The 16,971-nt window shown below is 64.5% G+C and carries 16 protein-coding genes; 5 read left to right on the top strand and 11 right to left on the bottom strand.

The window, feature by feature from the left end; translation table 11 throughout:
* Positions 1–3: 3 nt before the first annotated feature.
* From DKB74_RS16255 to DKB74_RS16240, 4 genes are all read right to left on the bottom strand, one after another.
* Positions 4–1,593, bottom strand: a complete 1,590-nt coding sequence (locus tag DKB74_RS16255) for an alpha/beta hydrolase (RefSeq protein ID WP_109809249.1) — start codon at positions 1,591–1,593, stop codon at positions 4–6.
* Between the two features lie 9 nt (positions 1,594–1,602).
* Positions 1,603–3,135: a S1C family serine protease gene (locus DKB74_RS16250; protein ID WP_109809248.1), complete on the bottom strand. Its 1,533-nt coding sequence runs from the start codon at positions 3,133–3,135 to the stop codon at positions 1,603–1,605.
* A gap of 82 nt (positions 3,136–3,217) precedes the next feature.
* Positions 3,218–5,407, bottom strand: a complete 2,190-nt coding sequence (locus DKB74_RS16245; protein ID WP_239987567.1) for a primosomal protein N' — start codon at positions 5,405–5,407, stop codon at positions 3,218–3,220.
* Between the two features lie 136 nt (positions 5,408–5,543).
* Positions 5,544–6,236: a DUF2490 domain-containing protein gene (locus tag DKB74_RS16240; RefSeq protein ID WP_109809247.1), complete on the bottom strand. Its 693-nt coding sequence runs from the start codon at positions 6,234–6,236 to the stop codon at positions 5,544–5,546.
* Between the two features lie 138 nt (positions 6,237–6,374).
* Here DKB74_RS16240 and fsa point away from each other — a divergent pair, with 138 nt between their 5' ends.
* A complete protein-coding gene (gene fsa, locus DKB74_RS16235) occupies positions 6,375–7,028 on the top strand; it encodes a fructose-6-phosphate aldolase (protein ID WP_109809246.1) in 654 nt (217 codons plus the stop codon).
* Between the two features lie 65 nt (positions 7,029–7,093).
* On the opposite strand, the gene DKB74_RS16230 is transcribed toward fsa, so the two are convergent.
* Genes DKB74_RS16230 through DKB74_RS16225 form a run of 3 tightly spaced genes read right to left on the bottom strand, consistent with a single transcriptional unit; the run spans position 7,094 to position 8,816 of the window.
* Positions 7,094–7,918, bottom strand: a complete 825-nt coding sequence (locus tag DKB74_RS16230; RefSeq protein WP_109809245.1) for an undecaprenyl-diphosphate phosphatase — start codon at positions 7,916–7,918, stop codon at positions 7,094–7,096.
* A 48-nt stretch (positions 7,919–7,966) separates the two neighbouring features.
* The gene (locus tag DKB74_RS18640; RefSeq protein WP_145961029.1) at positions 7,967–8,170 is read right to left on the bottom strand and encodes a hypothetical protein; all 204 of its coding nucleotides are present in this window, start codon (positions 8,168–8,170) and stop codon (positions 7,967–7,969) included.
* A gap of 37 nt (positions 8,171–8,207) precedes the next feature.
* Complete coding sequence (locus DKB74_RS16225; protein ID WP_109809366.1) at positions 8,208–8,816, bottom strand: DedA family protein; 609 nt, start codon at positions 8,814–8,816, stop codon at positions 8,208–8,210.
* A gap of 81 nt (positions 8,817–8,897) precedes the next feature.
* Here DKB74_RS16225 and DKB74_RS16220 point away from each other — a divergent pair, with 81 nt between their 5' ends.
* Complete coding sequence (locus DKB74_RS16220; RefSeq protein WP_109809244.1) at positions 8,898–9,794, top strand: tyrosine recombinase XerC; 897 nt, start codon at positions 8,898–8,900, stop codon at positions 9,792–9,794.
* A gap of 104 nt (positions 9,795–9,898) precedes the next feature.
* Here DKB74_RS16220 and gshB read toward each other — a convergent pair whose 3' ends face one another.
* From gshB to rsmI, 3 genes are all read right to left on the bottom strand, one after another.
* Positions 9,899–10,864 carry a glutathione synthase gene (gene gshB, locus DKB74_RS16215; protein WP_109809243.1) on the bottom strand — a complete coding sequence of 322 codons (966 nt, stop codon included), beginning with the start codon at positions 10,862–10,864 and terminating at the stop codon, positions 9,899–9,901.
* A gap of 130 nt (positions 10,865–10,994) precedes the next feature.
* Complete coding sequence (locus tag DKB74_RS16210; RefSeq protein WP_239987566.1) at positions 10,995–11,378, bottom strand: YraN family protein; 384 nt, start codon at positions 11,376–11,378, stop codon at positions 10,995–10,997.
* A 148-nt stretch (positions 11,379–11,526) separates the two neighbouring features.
* Positions 11,527–12,363 (bottom strand): 16S rRNA (cytidine(1402)-2'-O)-methyltransferase, encoded by an 837-nt coding sequence (gene rsmI / locus DKB74_RS16205; protein WP_109809241.1) that lies wholly within the window; start codon positions 12,361–12,363, stop codon positions 11,527–11,529.
* Positions 12,364–12,374: 11 nt separating this feature from the next.
* On the opposite strand from rsmI, the gene DKB74_RS16200 reads away from it, so the two are divergent.
* Complete coding sequence (locus tag DKB74_RS16200; RefSeq protein ID WP_109809240.1) at positions 12,375–13,574, top strand: penicillin-binding protein activator; 1,200 nt, start codon at positions 12,375–12,377, stop codon at positions 13,572–13,574.
* A 216-nt stretch (positions 13,575–13,790) separates the two neighbouring features.
* Here DKB74_RS16200 and hemW read toward each other — a convergent pair whose 3' ends face one another.
* A complete protein-coding gene (gene hemW, locus DKB74_RS16195; protein WP_109809239.1) occupies positions 13,791–14,972 on the bottom strand; it encodes a radical SAM family heme chaperone HemW in 1,182 nt (393 codons plus the stop codon).
* 126 nt (positions 14,973–15,098) lie between these two features.
* Here hemW and DKB74_RS16190 point away from each other — a divergent pair, with 126 nt between their 5' ends.
* Entirely contained in the window at positions 15,099–15,827 is a 729-nt protein-coding gene (locus DKB74_RS16190) for a phosphatase PAP2 family protein (protein ID WP_109809238.1), read from the top strand.
* Positions 15,828–16,192: 365 nt separating this feature from the next.
* The gene (locus tag DKB74_RS16185; protein ID WP_109809237.1) at positions 16,193–16,840 is read left to right on the top strand and encodes an AbiU2 domain-containing protein; all 648 of its coding nucleotides are present in this window, start codon (positions 16,193–16,195) and stop codon (positions 16,838–16,840) included.
* Positions 16,841–16,971: the final 131 nt, after the last annotated feature.

Raw genomic sequence — 16,971 nt, 5'->3', positions numbered from 1 at the left:
CGGTCAGTCCGCGTCGGGCCGCGCCACGGCGTACATTTCCTTCGCGATATCCTTCATCAGCGCCTGCGAATCGCCGTCCCGCGCGAACAGGTCGAAATGCGTCTTGCCCGGCACGAAACGGAAATCGGCGTCGGCGCCGAGTTCGTCGAGCACTGCCTGAAGCCGATGCGCGGGACCGTCGAGATAGAAGGTATCGGCAGTGCCGACGATCAGGTGGATCTTGCCCTTCAGCGCCGCGCCGATTTCCGGCCAGTCGCGGCGCACGCGATAGGCGATGTCGTAATTCTCGATCCAATGGCGCGCGACCATCGGATCGATTTCGCCCGTGGCACGATCGAACAGCGGCATCGGACGGCCGTCCGGGCCCTTGGGAGAGAACACCCATTCGAACGATGCGAACTGGCCGCCATAGCTGCCCAGCACCGCTTCGATCTCGCCGAACTGCTGCAGCGTGGCGATCACTTTGCCGTTGTTGCGGACCAGCGGATAGGGTTCGCCATCGGGCCCGACATAGGCATTGGCGCCATCGGCATAGAGATCGATATTGGTGAAATCGTGAAAGTCCGACGGATCGGGCGAGGTAGGCCAGGTGCCACCGAAAATTTCGGGATAGCGCACCTGCAGCCACAAGGTCGCCCAGCCGCCCGAGCTATGCCCGGTCAGGAATCGCCCGTTCGAGCGCGCATCCATCCGATATTGGCTTTCGAGCGCGGGGATCAGCTCGCTCGTCAGGGCATGACCCCAGGGGCCGTTATTCACCGAATCGGCGAATTCATGCGTGCCCGTGGGGCTGCTTTCGTCGAGATAGACCCAGATCATCGGCGGGGTTTCGCCATCGGCCATCATCCCGGTCATGCGCGCCGCCGAAAACCGGGCGCTGTCGAGATTGCTGCCGAAGCCGCCGGTCGAATAGACGGTGGGATAGGTTTCGCTGCTCGCCGGATCATAGCCGGGCGGCAAGGCGACCCAGCCGCGGATATGGATCGGGCGCCCCCAGAAAGCGGTGAGCGAGGGGCTTGCGAAATCGACTGGCTTTACCTGCTGCAGATTGGCTTCGAATTGCGTCCGCATCGCTTCCGGCATGCGCGAAAGCCGGGCCTGCAGATCGGCTTCGGGAAGCTCGGTCGAAAGCGTGAGGAGAGGCATCGCTCCGGGCAGGGTCGTTTCGACCACCGGCGAGACAAAATCGCCTGCGCCGCGACCGCCGTAATTATAATCGTGGTTGCGATCGAGTACGGCCTGGAACCGATAGGTGCCGGGTTCGAGATCGGCGAAACTTGTCGGAAACGCGTCCGTGCTCGCACCGACAAAAGCCGGTGCGCCGGGCGTCAGATCCGAAACCTCGCGCGCGGCGATTGCCGTGCCGCTGGGGTTGAACGGCGACGTATCGACCGAATCCTGCGGTTCGGCGCCGGGCTCGACCCGTTGCGCAAATACCAGCAGCCGCCCCGAACGATGCTCGCCCAGATCGGCGGAAAGCATCACGGGGACGGCGGGGGCCGCGACGTGCGGCGACGTGGCGGGGACTTCCTGCGCGAAGCAGGCGGTGCTTGCGGCACATGCTGCGGCAAGCGTGAGAAGATGTCGCAGCATGGTGTTCTCCTATTCCTCGCCGCCTGATGGCGCGTCGCGTGCCGGTTCGCAGCGATAGACGAGCTTTTCGTTATATTCCTGCGGCAGCGCACCGCGAATCGTCTGCTGGCGCGTGGCCAGATTGGCACGTGCGGCCTGATCGGTCGAACATGTCTTCAACTGAACCTCGGCCCGCAGCTGGCGGGCACGCTCCATCTGCGCCTGTGACAGCAGATAACGGGTGTTGGTATAGGTTCGCGTGTCCGGATCATAATCGAGCACCGAAACCGTTTGCTCCTCGGACGGAACCAGGATGCGTTCCCAGTCATCGCCGCTTTCGGCATATTGCGTGCGCCCGTTGACGCATCCGTCGCGATCGATTTCGAGCGGCACATCGTTGGTCGCGGAGATGGTTACGCGGCTGCGTTCGGGAACGAAGTGACACACCATCTTGCCCGTCGCGGGAATCGCCGAGACCGAATCGCTTGCCGACGGAACCGGCAGGATGCTGTCTTCGTCAAAGGTCGGCCGGCTGAAAAACAGCGCTGCCGCCCCAAGCATCAGCACGCCGCCGCCTGCCGCGACCCAGATCGCCTCGCGCTGGCGTCCGCGCGAAACCAGCATCCCCGCGCCGCCAATCGCCAGTGCGCCGAGGACGAGCAGCACGGCGGCGCCGGCCATGAAATTCTCACGCGCGGCTTCGTTGCGTTCGCGTGCCTTGGCAATGGCATCCTGTCGCTCGGCTTCGGCGCGTGCCGCGGCTTCGCGCTCGCGCGCCGCCGCTTCGGCCTGTTCGCGCGCGGTCGCGTTGCGGTCGGCGGCCATGCTTTCCTCAATGCTGGTGCAGGCGGTGCCGACTGCGGCATAGCTTTGCTTGGCTTCGGCGAGAAAGGCGCCAAGTTCAGCGCCCGAAATCGCGAAGGCAAAGGTCGAATCGCCCTGATCCGCCAGCGTTTGTGCGGAATTGACGCCGATCACGCGTCCACAGCGATCGAGCAGCGGGCCACCCGAATTGCCGCGTGCGATGCTGGCGGTGTGGAGCAGCACACTCGTACCCTGCAGAGACCGGCGACCGGCGAAATTGCCCTGCGACCGAACCGGAGCCTGCGGAGTGATATAGTCCATCGCCGAGCGCGCGGTCGCCATGTCGACATTGCCCGGATAGCCGAGCGCGACCATCGCGTCGCCTTCCTGAACCGGGCCGTTGTAGAGGGTGAGCGGTGCCAGATTGACGCCGCTGAATTCGATCAGCGCCAGGTCACGACTGGTGTCGATCGCGATCAAGCGGCCCTGATAGCTTTTATTGCCCTCTGACGGGACGACGCCGATGATGACATTGTCGGGATAGCGCGCGGCCAGGTCGACGACATGGGCATTGGTGACGATGCGGTTGGGGGCGACGGCAAAGCCGCTGCCATGACCGAAGCCGACGACTTCGTCATCGACCACGGCGATGGTGACCACCCGGACGACACCCCGGGCCGCTGCCGAAATATCGTCGGCGCGGGCGGCGCCGGTCCATCCGAGCAGCAGCACCAGCAGGAGCAGAAGCCGCTTTGTCACATCAATCCCCCCGGCGAACCTGATATCGCAGGGACTATTCGGTCAATTCACCGCTGCGTTCAACCCCGGGCACCCTGCAGACTCAGAGAAAGCTATAGGGATCGACATCGACCGCGACGCGGACCTTTGCCGGCCATTCGAGTGCGCCGAGCCATTCGCGGATCACGTCCTGCACGTCAAAGGCGCGCCGCGCATGGACGAGCAGGCGGAAGCGATGGCGGCCGCGCAGCATGGCGAGCGGGGCGGGGGCGGGGCCGAAGACGTGCATTTCCTCAAGCTCCGGGCGCGATTTGCCGATACGTCTGGCAACATCCTCTGCCGCGGCCTTGTCCTCCGACGACACGATGATCGCGGCATAGCGGCCGAAAGGCGGCGCATGGGCGTCGCGGCGCTGTTCGGTTTCGGCTTCGTAAAAGGCTTCGCTGTCGCCGGTGACCAGCGCCTTCATCACATCGGCATCGGGGCAATGCGTCTGAATCAGCACCGTGCCGGGCTTTTCGCCGCGCCCGGCGCGACCCGATACCTGACAGATTTGCTGAAACGTCCGTTCCGCCGCGCGCAGATCGCCGCCGCCCAGACCCAGATCGGCATCGACCACGCCGACCAGCGTCAGATTGGGAAAATGATAGCCTTTGGTGACGAGCTGGGTGCCGACGACGATGTCGATATCGCCATGCTCCATCCGCTGGACGAACTCGGCGGCCTTTTGCGGTGACCAGAGCGTGTCCGACGTGACGATCGCGACTTTCTTGTCGGGAAACAGCTCACGCACTTCGTCGGCGACGCGTTCGACGCCGGGCCCGCAGGCGGCGAGCGAATCCTCCGATTCGCATTCGGGGCATTCGCGCGGCGTGGGATAGCTGTGCCCGCAATGATGGCAGGCAAGCCGCCCGAGCAGGCGATGCTCGACCATCCATGCCGTGCAATTGGGGCATTGCAGCCGATGGCCGCAGACGCGGCACAGCGTCAGCGGGGCATAGCCGCGCCGGTTGAGGAACAGCAGTACCTGTTCGTCGCGCTCCAGCGTTGCCTGCATCCCCTTCACCAGCCGCGGCGCCAGCCAGCGGCCGCGTTCGGGCGGCTCCTGAATCATGTCGATCGCTTCGACATGCGGCAGGTCGGCAGGGCCGTATCTGCCGGGAAGCTTCAGTTCCTCATAGCGGCCAAGCTGGACCTGATGACGCGTTTCGATCGCGGGGGTGGCGGTTGCCAGCACCACCGGCGCCTGTTCGAACAGGCCGCGCATCACTGCGACGTCGCGGGCGTGATAGTGGACGCCTTCTTCCTGTTTGAAGCTGGTTTCATGCGCTTCATCGACGACGATCAGGCCAAGATCGGCATAGGGCAGGAACAGCGCCGATCGCGCGCCCACCGCTACCTTTGCCTCGCCGCTGGCAATGGCGCGCCATGCCCGGCGCCGCTGCGACTGGCGCAGGTCCGAATGCCAGGCGACCGGTTCGCAGCCGAAGCGGCGCGTGAACCGCGTCAGAAACGGCTCGGTCAGGGCGATTTCGGGAAGCAGCACCAGCGTCTGTTTGCCCGCGGCCAGTGCTGCCGCGATTGCTTCGAAATAGACTTCGGTCTTGCCCGACCCCGTCACGCCGTCGAGGAGGAATGGCTGGAACGTTTCGGCCCCCACCGCCTGGCGCAGGATGCTGGCGACCGATGCCTGATCGGGCGAAAGATCGGGCGGCGCGAAATTGGGATCGGGCAGGGGATAGGGGGTGTCGGCTTCGACCAGCACCGATTCGATGGCGCCGACCTTTACCAGGCCCCGGATCACGGCATCGGATACGTCCGCGATCGCGGCGAGCTCGCGCACCAGCCCCTGACGGTCGCCGATCCGTTCGAGCGCCTGTTCGCGCTGCTCGGTCATCCGCTTGGGGACAAGACCGGTCGCGCGATATTCGACGATCGTCGGCGATCCTTCGAGCGCCGCGCTTGACGACAGGCACATGCGCAGCACCGATGGCAGCGGGCTGAGATAATAATCGGCGGTCCATTCGACCAGCCGACGCAGCGGCGCCGGAATCGGCGGCGCATCGACCAGACCGATCAGGTTGCGCAGCCGATTGTCGCCGACCTCTTCGGTCGGCAGGCGCTCGGGCTCCCAGACCACGCCGACCAGCTGGCGCGGCCCCAGCGGGGCAATGACGATCGAACCCGGCTCGACCTGCATGCCGTGCGGCACGCGATAATCGAGCGGGCCGAGCGCATTGTTCATGACGATAACGCGGGCGCGGTTTCCGGGCATGGCTTCCCATATCGTCATTCGCGCGCCGGTTGGAATGGCGTATCGCCTCGAACCCGTCAGATTGACGTTGCCGATGCGCGCCGCCCGGTGACATCCGGGCACATGCCCATCGTCTATGGCACGATGGTGCCGGAGGCGCCCGCGCCCCGATGCATCAGAATTTGGCGGCGACCGAAATCGACAGGACATGGTCCATGGTGTCGCGCCGCGCAGGGCGGAAGCCATATTGGTTGAGATAGCCGAGCTCCGCCCGCACCGGTCCGGCAACGGCGAAATCGAACCCGACGAAGTTGCGCATGCGGCGATATCCCGCGTCCTGGCCCCAGTCGGTGTCGTTCAGTTCGACAAAGCTTTCATGGCTCAGCACCAATGCGGTGCTGCCCGTCCGCCCGACCGGCAGTTTCCATTTGAGGCGAGGGCGCAGGCGAAAGCCGGTATCGCTGCCATTGCTTCGCAAACGTTCCTCGATTCGCAGCCGCGCGCTGAGCGTGCCGCCGAGCAGCGTGCCCAGATTTGCTTCGATTTGCTGGCGCGGGCGATCTTCGCTCCGCGTGACATGGCCGCCGGCATAGTTGGTGACGCGCGTATAGCCGAACCCGATCTTCACCGAATCGGAAACCGCGAAGGTGACGAACCCGCCCGCTTCGGATTCGTAGAGCCCGTCCGCGGCATCGCCGAATCGCAGAACGAGCTCGCCGTCGAGCGACACCGGTTTGCCCAGCGGCACGCTGACCGATGTCGTCGACCAGAGCTGCGCGTCGCTATCCTGAGCCCATGCGGGTGTCGCGAACATCGCAATTGCCAGGACGCCGGACGCCGCGATCGCCCGCAATTTTCCGCTTCGCATTTGCTGTGCCTGTCCGACCGAAGGATTCGGCCGCGCCTAGCACCTTGTAACATTAGTGTCACATACGCCGTGCCGGGGTGACGCGAAGGCCGCAAGCGGCTAACGGTCCGCGCAAACTCGCATTCGGGATTGCCTGCCATGAAATTCTTTGTCGACACTGCCGATACCGCTGAAATCCGCGATCTGGCCGCTTCGGGCCTGGTCGACGGCGTGACCACCAACCCCTCGCTGATTCACAAGGCGGGGCGCGATTTCCTCGAAGTCGTCAAGGAAATCTGTGAAATCACCGACGGCCCGGTTTCGGCCGAAGTCGTTGCGCTCGATTTCGAAGGGATGATGCGCGAAGCCGAAGTGGTGCGGAGGATCGCCGACAATGTCGCGGTCAAGGTGCCGCTCACGATCGACGGGCTCAAGGCGTGCAAGGCGCTGACCGATGACGGCACGATGGTGAATGTCACGCTTTGCTTCTCGGCGAATCAGGCGCTGCTCGCAGCCAAGGCGGGGGCGACCTTCATTTCGCCGTTCGTCGGCCGGCACGACGATATCGGTTTCGACGGAATGGAACTGATCAGCGACATTCGCCTGATCTATGACAATTATGATTTCGACACCGAAATCCTGGTCGCCAGCGTGCGCCACCCGATCCATATCCTGGAAGCGGCGAAGATCGGTGCCGATGTAATGACTGCGCCGCCCGCCGTGATTCGCCAGCTGGTCAAGCATCCGCTGACCGACAACGGCATCAAGGCGTTTCTTGCCGACTGGGAAAAGACCGGCCAGTCGATCGGCTGAACCGCCGACGGCCCGACGCGAAAAAGGCCCCGCCACCGATTCGTCGGCGGCGGGGCCTTTTGCGTTCAGAGGGGCGAGAGCGTGCCGGTTGCCAGCAGCGCGAAGATCGCGCCGCCCAGCAGCACACGGTAGATCACGAACACCAGATAGCTGCGCGTCGAAACCAGCTTCAGAAAGCCGATGATCACCACATAGCCGGATACGAACGCCGTTACCGCCGCGACGATCGTCGGCATCGCCATATCGGCGCTGAATTCGTGCCAGTAGCGATAGAGTTCGTAAAAGCCCGAAGCGAGAACCGCCGGCACTGCCAGCAGGAACGAATAGCGGGCAGCGGCTTCGCGGGTATAGCCGAGCAGCAGCCCCGCCGTGATCGTGCCGCCCGAGCGCGATACGCCGGGGATCAACGCCATTGCCTGCGCAAAGCCGAGCGCGAGGCCGTGGCCCCAGCTGAGCTTGTCGAGCGTGCGCTGTTTGCGGCCGACCCGGTCGGCCACGCCAAGCAGCAGGCCGAAGACGATCAGCACGGTCGCGGTGATGTAGAGATTGCGCAGATCCGCTTCGATCAGATCCTTGAACAACAGGCCCAGCACGGCGATCGGCAAGGTGCCCAGGATGATCAGCCACCCCATCCGCACATCGGATTTCTCCGGGCGCGCCCTGGGCGCGAAGCTCGCCAACCAGGCCGAGGCGATGCGCCAGATATCCTTGCGGAAATAGATCAGCACCGCGGCCTCGGTCCCGATCTGGATGACCGCAGTGAAGGCCGCGCCGGGATCGCCCGCCGCCGTCAATTCCCCTGCGATGCGCAGATGCGCGCTCGAGGAGATGGGCAGAAACTCGGTAAGGCCTTGCAACAGGCCGAGCAGAATCGCCTCAAACAGGCTCATGGAGCTATTTTCCCACTCTTACGCATGCAGCTTTCGCTACATGCCGCATCATTTTGCCCGGGCAACGCATTTCCCGCCGTCCGGTCCGATTGCGCCGTCGCAGATGCGTTCGGCGATCATCGGTTCGTCCCGTTCGATCAGGAAATTATCGTCCGCGCGCCGTTCCAGCACGGACCCGTCATAGAGCCGTCCCGTCGCAGGGAAAGTACGGAAAATGACTCTTGTCGCATCGACATCGGCGATCTGGGACAATTCTGTTGCCTCGGCGACACGGTCGGGCCGGGCGGCCTTAGTCGTCCCGAGCTTCCGGCTGCCAGCGGATCACGCGCCAGACATAGCCGCCGACCAGCAGGATGATGAAGGCGATGCCGATCGGATTGAGATAGCGGTCGATCTCGCTGAAATTCCGGCCGAGAAAATAACCGGCTCCGGCAAGGAACGCGTTCCAGATCGCGCTGCCCAGCGTGGTGTAGATCAGGAATTTGGTGCGCGGCATTTCGAGCATGCCTGCCGGCAGCGAAATCATCGTGCGAAAGGTGGGCAGGAAGCGGAAAATGAAGACGGTGAGCGCGCCACGCTTGCTGAAATGGACGTTGAGCCGCTCGATATCGGACCAGTGCAACGTCAGCCAGCGCCCCCAGCGATCCACCAGAGGGCGCAGCCGCAAATAGCCCATTCGGCGGCCCGCCTCATACCAGAAGAGATTGCCCAGCACGGTGCCGAATGTGCCTGCGATCACCAGCGGCGTCATCGCCATATCGCCGCGCGCCACGGCGAGCCCGCCCAGCCCCATGATCACTTCGGACGGGATGGGCGGAACGACATTTTCGAGGCACATCAACAGGGCGATGCCCCAATAGCCACCCCAGCGCATCAATCCGATCGCGAACTCGGTCATGCTGCACATAATCCCGCCGACAGCCCGCCGGTTCCGGCAGAGGATTCCGTCGAAGCCCGCTTTGCCCTAGAAGTGCGGGCAATGGCCGATGCACCGCCCCTGCCGCTTGCCTATGCGCAGCATCTTGCTCGCGACCGGCGGCGTTCGGCGCATACGGTGCGGGCGTATCAGGCGACGGCCGAACGGTTGGTTGCGTTTTTGCGCATCCATTGGGGCGGGGCGGTGACGCGGGAAACGCTGGCCAGGATCACGGCGTCGGATCTGCGCGCCTATCTTGCGGCGCGGCGCGGCGATGGGCTGACCAATGTGTCGGCAGCGCGCGAATTGTCGGCGGTGCGCGGTTTCCTGAAGTTTGCCGGCGGCAGCGAGGTCGATCTTCCCCGGCTTCGCGGGCCGCGCGTCAAAAAGGGCGTGCCGCGCCCGGTGTCGCCGCAGGAAGCCGTCGCGCTGGCCGAGGAAGTGAGCGAGGATGCCGCAGAACCGTGGATCGCGGCGCGCGATTGGGCGGTGTTGCTGCTGCTCTATGGCGCCGGGTTGCGGATCGGCGAGGCAGTGGGGCTGACCGGCGCGGTACTGCCGCTTGGCGAGACGCTGCGCGTCACCGGCAAGCGCGGCAAGACGCGGATCGTGCCGCTGCTGCCGCAGGTGCGTGAGGCGGTCGAGGCCTATGCCGCGCAAACCCCATGGGGCGTATCGAAGGATGCGCCGCTGTTTCGCGGCGCCAAGGGCGGGCCGTTGCCGCCCGGCGCGATCCGCAAGGCGGTGCGCAAGGCGCGAGTGCATCTGGGCCTTTCCGAACGCACGACGCCGCATGCGCTGCGGCACAGTTTCGCGACGCATCTGCTGGGCCGCGGCGCGGATTTGCGTGCGCTGCAGGAATTGCTGGGACATGCCAGCCTCAGCTCGACCCAGATTTATACGCAGGTCGATGCGGCGCATCTGCTCGATGTCTATCGCAACGCCCATCCGCGGGCTTGATCGAATCCAGCGGCCGTTCGTGTCGCGCGAAGTCGAGACACGCTAGCGCTTCGCTTGTCGCACGTCCCTCGACTGCGCTCGGGACGAACGGAGCGCAGGAGGCCTTAGCCCTGGCGCTCCGCAACCCGGCGTTCGATTGCGTCCCAGATCATGCCGGCGGTGTCGGTGCCGTTGAACCTGTCGATCGCGACGATGCCGGTCGGCGACGTGACGTTGATTTCGGTCAGCCATTCGCCGCCGATCACGTCGATCCCGACGAAGATCAGCCCGCGCTTGCGCAGTTCCGGCCCGAGCGCTTCGCAAATCTCGATTTCGCGGGCGGTCAGGTCGGTCTTCACCGCCGAGCCGCCGACGGCAAGGTTCGACCGGATTTCGCCTTCGCCGGGAATGCGGTTGATCGCGCCGGCAATCTCGCCATCGACCAGCACGATGCGCTTGTCGCCCTTGGCGACGCCGGGCAGGAACGCCTGCACCATATGCGGTTCGCGATAGGCGGTGTTGAACACTTCGATCAGCGAGGAAAGATTGGCGCCGTCGCTGTCGATCTTGAAGATCGCCTTGCCGCCATTGCCGTGGAGCGGCTTGACCACGATCGAGCCATGTTCGGCGAGGAACAGCTTCGCTTCCTCGAGGCTGCGGGTGATCAGCGTCGGCGGCATGAAGCGCGCATAATCGAGCACGAACACTTTTTCGGGCGCATTGCGGACCGAAGCGGCGTCGTTGACGACCAGCGTCTTGTCGGCGATCCGCTCAAGCAGGTGGGTGGCGGTGATATAGCCCAGGTCGAACGGCGGGTCCTGTCGCATCAGTACGACATCGGCTTCGTCCCCGAGGTCGAGCTTCACCGGATCGCCGAAATCGAAATGATTTCCCGGTTCGCGCCGCACCGTCACCGGATGCGCGCGGGTCCACACCCGGCCGTCGCGATAGTTGAGCGCTTCGGGCGCATAGTGAAACACGCGATGCCCGCGCTGCTGCGCCGAAAGCATCAGCGCAAAGCTCGAATCGCCGGCGATGTTGATCGATTCGAGCGGGTCCATCTGAACGGCGACGGTGAGGGGAAATGACACGAGCCTTAAAACCTCCGTTCGCGCTGAGCTTGTCGAAGCGCGGTACTTTCTTTCGCGACCGCCGATTTAAGGCAGAACCGGGCTTCGACAAGCTCAGCCCTAACGGAAGTGGGGAGTGCGTGAACCAAATTCACCCAATCCACGCATTTTCGATGTGGCGCGGCAGGGTGCGTGGGGCGACGAGGATGACGTCGATGCGAATATCGTCCTGCGGCCCGGCATAAAGCGGCATCAGGATTTCGGCGGCGGCTGCGACGCGGGCGAGGCGGCGTTCGTCGATCGCATGGTCGAGTTCGGCGGCGCTTTGGCGGGTCTTTACCTCGACAAAAGCGATCAGCCTGCCCTTGCGTGCGACCAGATCGACTTCGCCCGATGGGGTGCGGACGCGGCGGTCGAGAATGCGCCAGCCCTTGAGCCAGAGATACCATGCCGCGCGCCGTTCGCCGTCGCGGCCGCGCAGTTCGGCGGCCTGGCGCGATGCGGCGGGGCGGGGTCTGGCGGGGCGGGGTTTCACGCGTCGCGCCGGCGCGGGCAGGGGGCGATCTGTGTCGTGTCGGTCCGGATCGTCCGACACAGGAGCCGGGTTGCCCGTATCCGCTGTTCCGGCAAACCGTGCAGACATGGCCCCCTGCCTGCGCAGGGGCGACGGGGCGGGGGCGTGATCACTGGCCTTTCAGCTCCATGGCGCGGGCGTAGAGCGCCTTGCGGTCGAGCCCCAGCTTCTTTGCCACTTCGCCGGCGGCTTTCGATACCGGCAGGCGCGTGAGCGCTTCGGCAAGCGCGGTGTCTGCGTCCGCTTCGGTTGCCGGTGGCGCTTCGCCGGGCGGGCCGACGATGACCACGATCTCGCCCCGGGGCGGGGCATCGGCATAGCGTTCGGCCAGTTGCGACAGGCTGCCGGTCACGCATTCTTCGAATTTCTTGCTGATCTCACGCGCGACCGCCGCTTCGCGGTCGCCCAGCCCTTCGGCCAGCGCCGACAGGCAGGCGGAGAGGCGGGGTCCCGATTCGTAGAGAATCAGCGTCGCGCGAATCGCGGCGATTTCGGCAATGGCCTCGGCGCGCGCCTGTTGCTTGGGCGGCAGGAAGCCCAAAAAGAAGAACCGATCGGTGGGAAGTCCCGCCAGCGTCAGCGCCGCGACGGCAGCGCAGGGGCCGGGAATCGTCACCACCGCATGGCCCGCCGCGCGCGCATCGCGCACCAGTTTATACCCCGGATCGGAGATCAGCGGCGTGCCCGCATCCGAAACCAGCGCCACTGCCTCGCTTGCCATACGGGCAATCAGCCCGGGGCGAACCGATTCCGCATTATGATCGTGATACGGCGTCATCGGCCGTTTCGTACCGATATGTTGCAGCAACCGTGCGGTAACACGACTATCCTCAACCGCGACAATATCGGCGTTCTTGAGTATTTCGGATGCACGCGGCGAAAGATCGCCGAGATTGCCGATTGGCGTGGCGACGATATAGAGGCCGGGCGACAGGGTGTGTGACATTGGGGAGAGACATGGCAGAGGCAGTGCATAATTCGCAACAAGCGCGGCGGGGAATTCTCCGCTGGGCGGCCATCGGCCTGATGACCATGGTCGCGGCCTGTACTTCTGGTCCGCGAATCATTCCTCAGCCCGAGCGCCCGCCGGTGCAGCAGCCGGTCGAGCAGCAACCGACCGAACAGCCGATCAATCCCGGCCTGCCGCAGGATGAAGCGCGCCACCGCGTCGCATTGCTGGTCCCGATGTCGGGCACCAATGCCGGGGTCGGGCGCTCGCTTGCCAATGCGACTCAGCTGGCGCTGCTCGACACCAATGCCGACAATATCCGCATCACCACCTATGATACCGCCACCGGCGCAGCGGCCGCCGCAGCGCGTGCGATCGAGGAAGGCAATGGCCTGATCCTCGGCCCGCTGCTGGCCGATGATGTCCGCGAAGTGGCGCCGATCGCGCGGCGCGCGCGCGTGCCTTTGCTCAGCTTTTCGAACGATGTCAGCGTCGCGGGCAACGGCACCTATATTCTGGGCTATATCCCGTCCCAGTCGATCGAGCGCGTGGTCGATTATGCGCGGTCGAGCGGCATTACCGAATTTGCCGGGCTGATTCCCGGCGGCCTGTATGGCGAACGTTCCTCCACGGCGTTCCTGCGCGCCGTGGAAGATGCCGGGGGCCAGGTGGTCGCGATGGAAACCTATGACGGTCGTTCGGGATCGCTGGCGAGCGCGGTGTCGCGGCTGGGCAGCAATCCGTTCCAGGCGGTGCTGATCGCGGGCAGCGGCGATACGGCGGGCGCGGCAGTGCCGATGTTGCGCCGTACCGATGGCGGTGCGAGTGCCCGCGTGCTGGGCACCGAATTGTGGAATTCGGATTCGAACATCGGAGCGAAGACGGCGCTGGAAGGCGCGCTGTTCGCCAGCGTTTCGAACACTTATTACCGGCAATATGCCACGAAATATCGTTCGCGGTTCGGGGCGTCGCCCTATCGCCTGTCGACCTTGGGATATGACGCGGTGTTGCTGACCGTGCGAATCGCCCGCGAATGGCGCGTGGGCGATCCCTTTCCCGAAAGCCGCCTGCTGGCGAGCGACGGGTTTGCGGGCCTTGACGGCGCATTCCGTTTCGGCCGCGACGGCGTCGCCGAACGCGCGCTGGAAGTGCAGGAGATTCGCGGCGGATCGACCGTGACGGTCTCGTCCGCGCCGCGCGGTTTCTGATTCGATCGCTGCCGGAGCGGTTTCTTGCCGCTCCGGCGCGGTTGCTGAAATCTCAAAACCCACGAAAATCCGTTCAAAGTTCGCACCGGTTCGCGACATGCGGCGCGTGCGCGCGCCCGCATATGCGCCTGCGCGAAGCCGGGCAGTGTAACGGAACCTATCGGGAACGCTTTCTGTAGGACAGCGGATTTTGCGGTCCCGCAACCGGCGGGGCGGTCAGGCCGATACCAACGTCCGCAGGATCGCTTCGAGCACCGGCATGCCTTGCGCGGTGGCGGCGATTTGCGTGCCGGTGCGGCGGAGCAATCCCTGCGCCACAAGCCGTTCGAGCGCAGCGCCGTCGATCGGCGGTTTGCCCCCGGCGAGCGTCGCGATCCGGGCAAGATCGATGCCTTCGCGCAGCCGCAGCCCCATCAGCAATGCCTCGACTGCGCGGTCATCGGGCAGCAGCGGTTCTTCGAGTTCGATGCCGTGCCCGTTGCGATCGAGCGCGGCGAGCCAGTTTTCGGGCTTTTTCCGGCGGAATGTCGCACAGCCGCCGCGCCGGCCATGCGCGCCCGGGCCGATGCCGGCATAATCGCCATAGCGCCAATAGGTCAGATTGTGCCGGCTTTCCGCACCCGGCCGGGCATGGTTGGAGATTTCATAGGCGGGAAGGCCGGCGGCGGCGGTCATCGCCTGCGTCGCTTCGAACAGATCGGCGGCTGCGTCGGCATCGGGAATCGCAAGGTCGCCGCGTGCCGCGAGCGTGGCGAAGCGCGTGCCGGGTTCGATCGTCAGCTGATAGAGCGAGAGATGTTCGGTGCCGAAGGCGAGCGCGTGGGCGAGTTCGGCCTGCCATGCCTCGGGCGACTGGCCGGGGCGGGCATAGATCAGATCGAAGCTGACCCGCGCGAAGGCGGATTGCGCGGTTTCGAGCGCGGCGAGCCCTTCGGCCACGTCATGCGCGCGGCCCAGAAAGCCGAGCGCGTCATTGTCGAGTGCCTGAAGCCCCAGCGAGACGCGATTGACGCCCGCCGCCGCGATATCGGCGAACCGGGCGGCTTCGACCGAGGAAGGATTGGCTTCGAGCGTGATTTCGATGCCGTCGGCGAACGCCCAGTGATCGGCTGCGGCGTCGATCAGCGCCGCCACCGTTTCGGGCGGCATCAGCGAGGGCGTGCCGCCGCCGAAGAAGATCGAGCCGAGCCGCCGTCCGGGCAGCAGCGCGGCCTCATGCGCCAGATCGGCGAGCAGCGCGGTGCGCCAGCGCGCCTGATCCACGCCTTCGCGGACATGGCTGTTGAAATCGCAATAGGGGCATTTGGAAACGCAGAACGGCCAGTGGATATAGAGCGCCAGATCGTCCGGCGCGGCGGGCGCATCGGGGCGCGACAAGGGAGCGGGACTGGCGATCATGGCGGGGTTCGCAAATTGGCCGGTCGGGACCGGGCCTGCACTGCCGGGGCCTTCTAGACTTTTGTGCGAACAGGGCAATGGCGCGGCCACGATGCAACCCGATGCGCGCCCGGAGATTATCCGTAGATGATCGAAACGCATTTCCGCCATTGGCTGACCAGGGCATCGATGATCGTGCGCGAGCGGGTGGTGCCGCTGGCGCTGCTGGCGATTGCGATGCTGGTGCTGTTGTTCTTCAAGATCGCGTCCGAAGTGATCGAGGGCGACACCCAGGCGTTCGATTCGGAATTTCTGATCTGGCTGCGCCATGCGACCGAAGGCGACGGGCCGATTCGCAATGCGCTGCGCACCGCGATGCTCGACATCACCGTGCTGGGCAATCCGACGATCCTGATCCTGATATCGCTGGTTGCGGTGGGGTATCTGATCGCGGCGCGGCGGCGGGCGATGGCATTGTTGCTGGTCGCGGTGCTGGGTGCCGGGACGGTGGTGGAACTGGGGCTGAAGACGATCTTTTCCCGCGCGCGGCCCGATGTCGTCGCGCATCTGGTCGAAGTGAGCTCGGCGAGTTTCCCCAGCGGCCATGCGATGGACAGCACGATGATCTATATGACGATCGCGGCGCTGATCGCGCGGACGGCGCGCGACATGGCGCCGCGCATTTACGTGTTGCTGGTCGCTTTGTGCCTCAGCCTGTCGATCGGATTTTCGCGGCTGTATCTGGGCGTGCATTATCCGACCGACGTGCTGGCCGGATGGATCGCGGGAAGCGCCTGGGCGGCGGGCAGTTCGATCCTGGCAGCACGGTTGCAGCGCGCGCATCAGGTTGAGCCGCCGAGCGACGGGGATGCGTGACCGGCGATGGCGGAAGGGCGGTTGGAGCGGTAGCGGGAATCGCAAGGCTCACCTAACAACCTGTAATTAAACTAAATGCTGCACTGCAGCAAAAAATCAGGCCCCAGACCGTGTCCCCACTCCCTTTTCGTAAATCGGGTTTGAAGCATAAACACGACCCGCTTGTTTCTGCCCGTTGAGCAAAGTCACTATACCTCGTTGAGCCAGTCCGGGCAATTTCCAACCACTCGCTGATCTTGCTTGCTGCGATCATGGACGTCGGCCTACGCCGACATAGCTGACATTCACGGGGTAGATTCTGCTTTCCAAAAGCCGCCGTCTGTTCATCTGTGAAAAGTGCTCACTGGCGGGGGATAGGAGAGACCGTGAAAGCCCAAATTCAGGCGAACTATGAAGAGCGGCTTGCCCGCTATGTCACGCTTATCCAAGGCACGGAGCCGCCGGGCCTCGTGCCCAAGCTGGCAGTCTATCGCGAGCTTCTCCGACAGCACCACATGCATGGGGACCGACTCTGGAAGATCGAACCGGTCCTCCATCCCCTGATCTTCGCAGTTGAAACCGATCTGTATCTTGCAACGGCGCGACTGCTGGAGGAACCGCGCCGAGCAGAGGGCAGCTTGTTCGCGTTCCTTGACTTTTGCATGAAGAACCAAGCGAACATCACGTGGAAATCCGGGCAGCCACCGGTCGAGGTCCTGGAGAAACAATTCAATAAGTTGGAATCGCGGCGCAACACGATCAATGCAATCATGGGACGCCGCGACAAGTTTTTTGCTCATCTCGACAAGCGCTATTTTAAGGAGCCGGCGCGTATCTACGTCGACTATCCGCTCGAAGCGGACGACGTTATCGCACTGGTGAACGCCGTGATCGGGGTGATCGCCGAGCACCAGTGGAAGCTGAAGGAGAGCGCCGCCATCAGTGTCGCTGAATTCTACACGATTGGCGTTGACAACATGGTGCGCAATCTGGCGGCTGGCCGCCGCCAGAACTTCCCCGGGCAGCTAGACTGACCTATTGGCCGGCGTTCAGGCCCGGGGGGCTGGCTCCCCAAAAAGGCGGATGCCAATTCAGGTGATGCCAGGCCTCCGAAACTGGGCCGTTTGCTGTCAGTCAGTTCCCGGCGAAAAATCGTAAAGAGCGG

It is taken from the genome of Stakelama portus (assembly GCF_003171655.1).
GTDB classification, from domain to species: domain Bacteria; phylum Pseudomonadota; class Alphaproteobacteria; order Sphingomonadales; family Sphingomonadaceae; genus Sphingomonas; species Sphingomonas portus.
The sequence above is the reverse complement of the archived record's forward strand: the minus strand, read 5'-3'. Positions and strand labels throughout refer to the sequence as shown.

Bases quoted from the DNA above. Each gene is read 5' to 3' on its own strand.
- DKB74_RS16255 (WP_109809249.1), bottom strand. From the start codon at position 1,593: ATGCTGCGACATCTTCTCACGCTTGCCGCAGCATGTGCCGCAAGCACC.
- DKB74_RS16245 (WP_239987567.1), bottom strand. From the start codon at position 5,407: ATGACGATATGGGAAGCCATGCCCGGAAACCGCGCCCGCGTTATCGTC.
- DKB74_RS16240 (WP_109809247.1), bottom strand. From the start codon at position 6,236: ATGCGAAGCGGAAAATTGCGGGCGATCGCGGCGTCCGGCGTCCTGGCA.
- fsa (WP_109809246.1), top strand. From the start codon at position 6,375: ATGAAATTCTTTGTCGACACTGCCGATACCGCTGAAATCCGCGATCTG.
- DKB74_RS16230 (WP_109809245.1), bottom strand. From the start codon at position 7,918: ATGAGCCTGTTTGAGGCGATTCTGCTCGGCCTGTTGCAAGGCCTTACC.
- DKB74_RS16225 (WP_109809366.1), bottom strand. From the start codon at position 8,816: ATGACCGAGTTCGCGATCGGATTGATGCGCTGGGGTGGCTATTGGGGC.
- DKB74_RS16220 (WP_109809244.1), top strand. From the start codon at position 8,898: ATGGCCGATGCACCGCCCCTGCCGCTTGCCTATGCGCAGCATCTTGCT.
- rsmI (WP_109809241.1), bottom strand. From the start codon at position 12,363: ATGTCACACACCCTGTCGCCCGGCCTCTATATCGTCGCCACGCCAATC.
- DKB74_RS16200 (WP_109809240.1), top strand. From the start codon at position 12,375: ATGGCAGAGGCAGTGCATAATTCGCAACAAGCGCGGCGGGGAATTCTC.
- hemW (WP_109809239.1), bottom strand. From the start codon at position 14,972: ATGATCGCCAGTCCCGCTCCCTTGTCGCGCCCCGATGCGCCCGCCGCG.
- DKB74_RS16190 (WP_109809238.1), top strand. From the start codon at position 15,099: ATGATCGAAACGCATTTCCGCCATTGGCTGACCAGGGCATCGATGATC.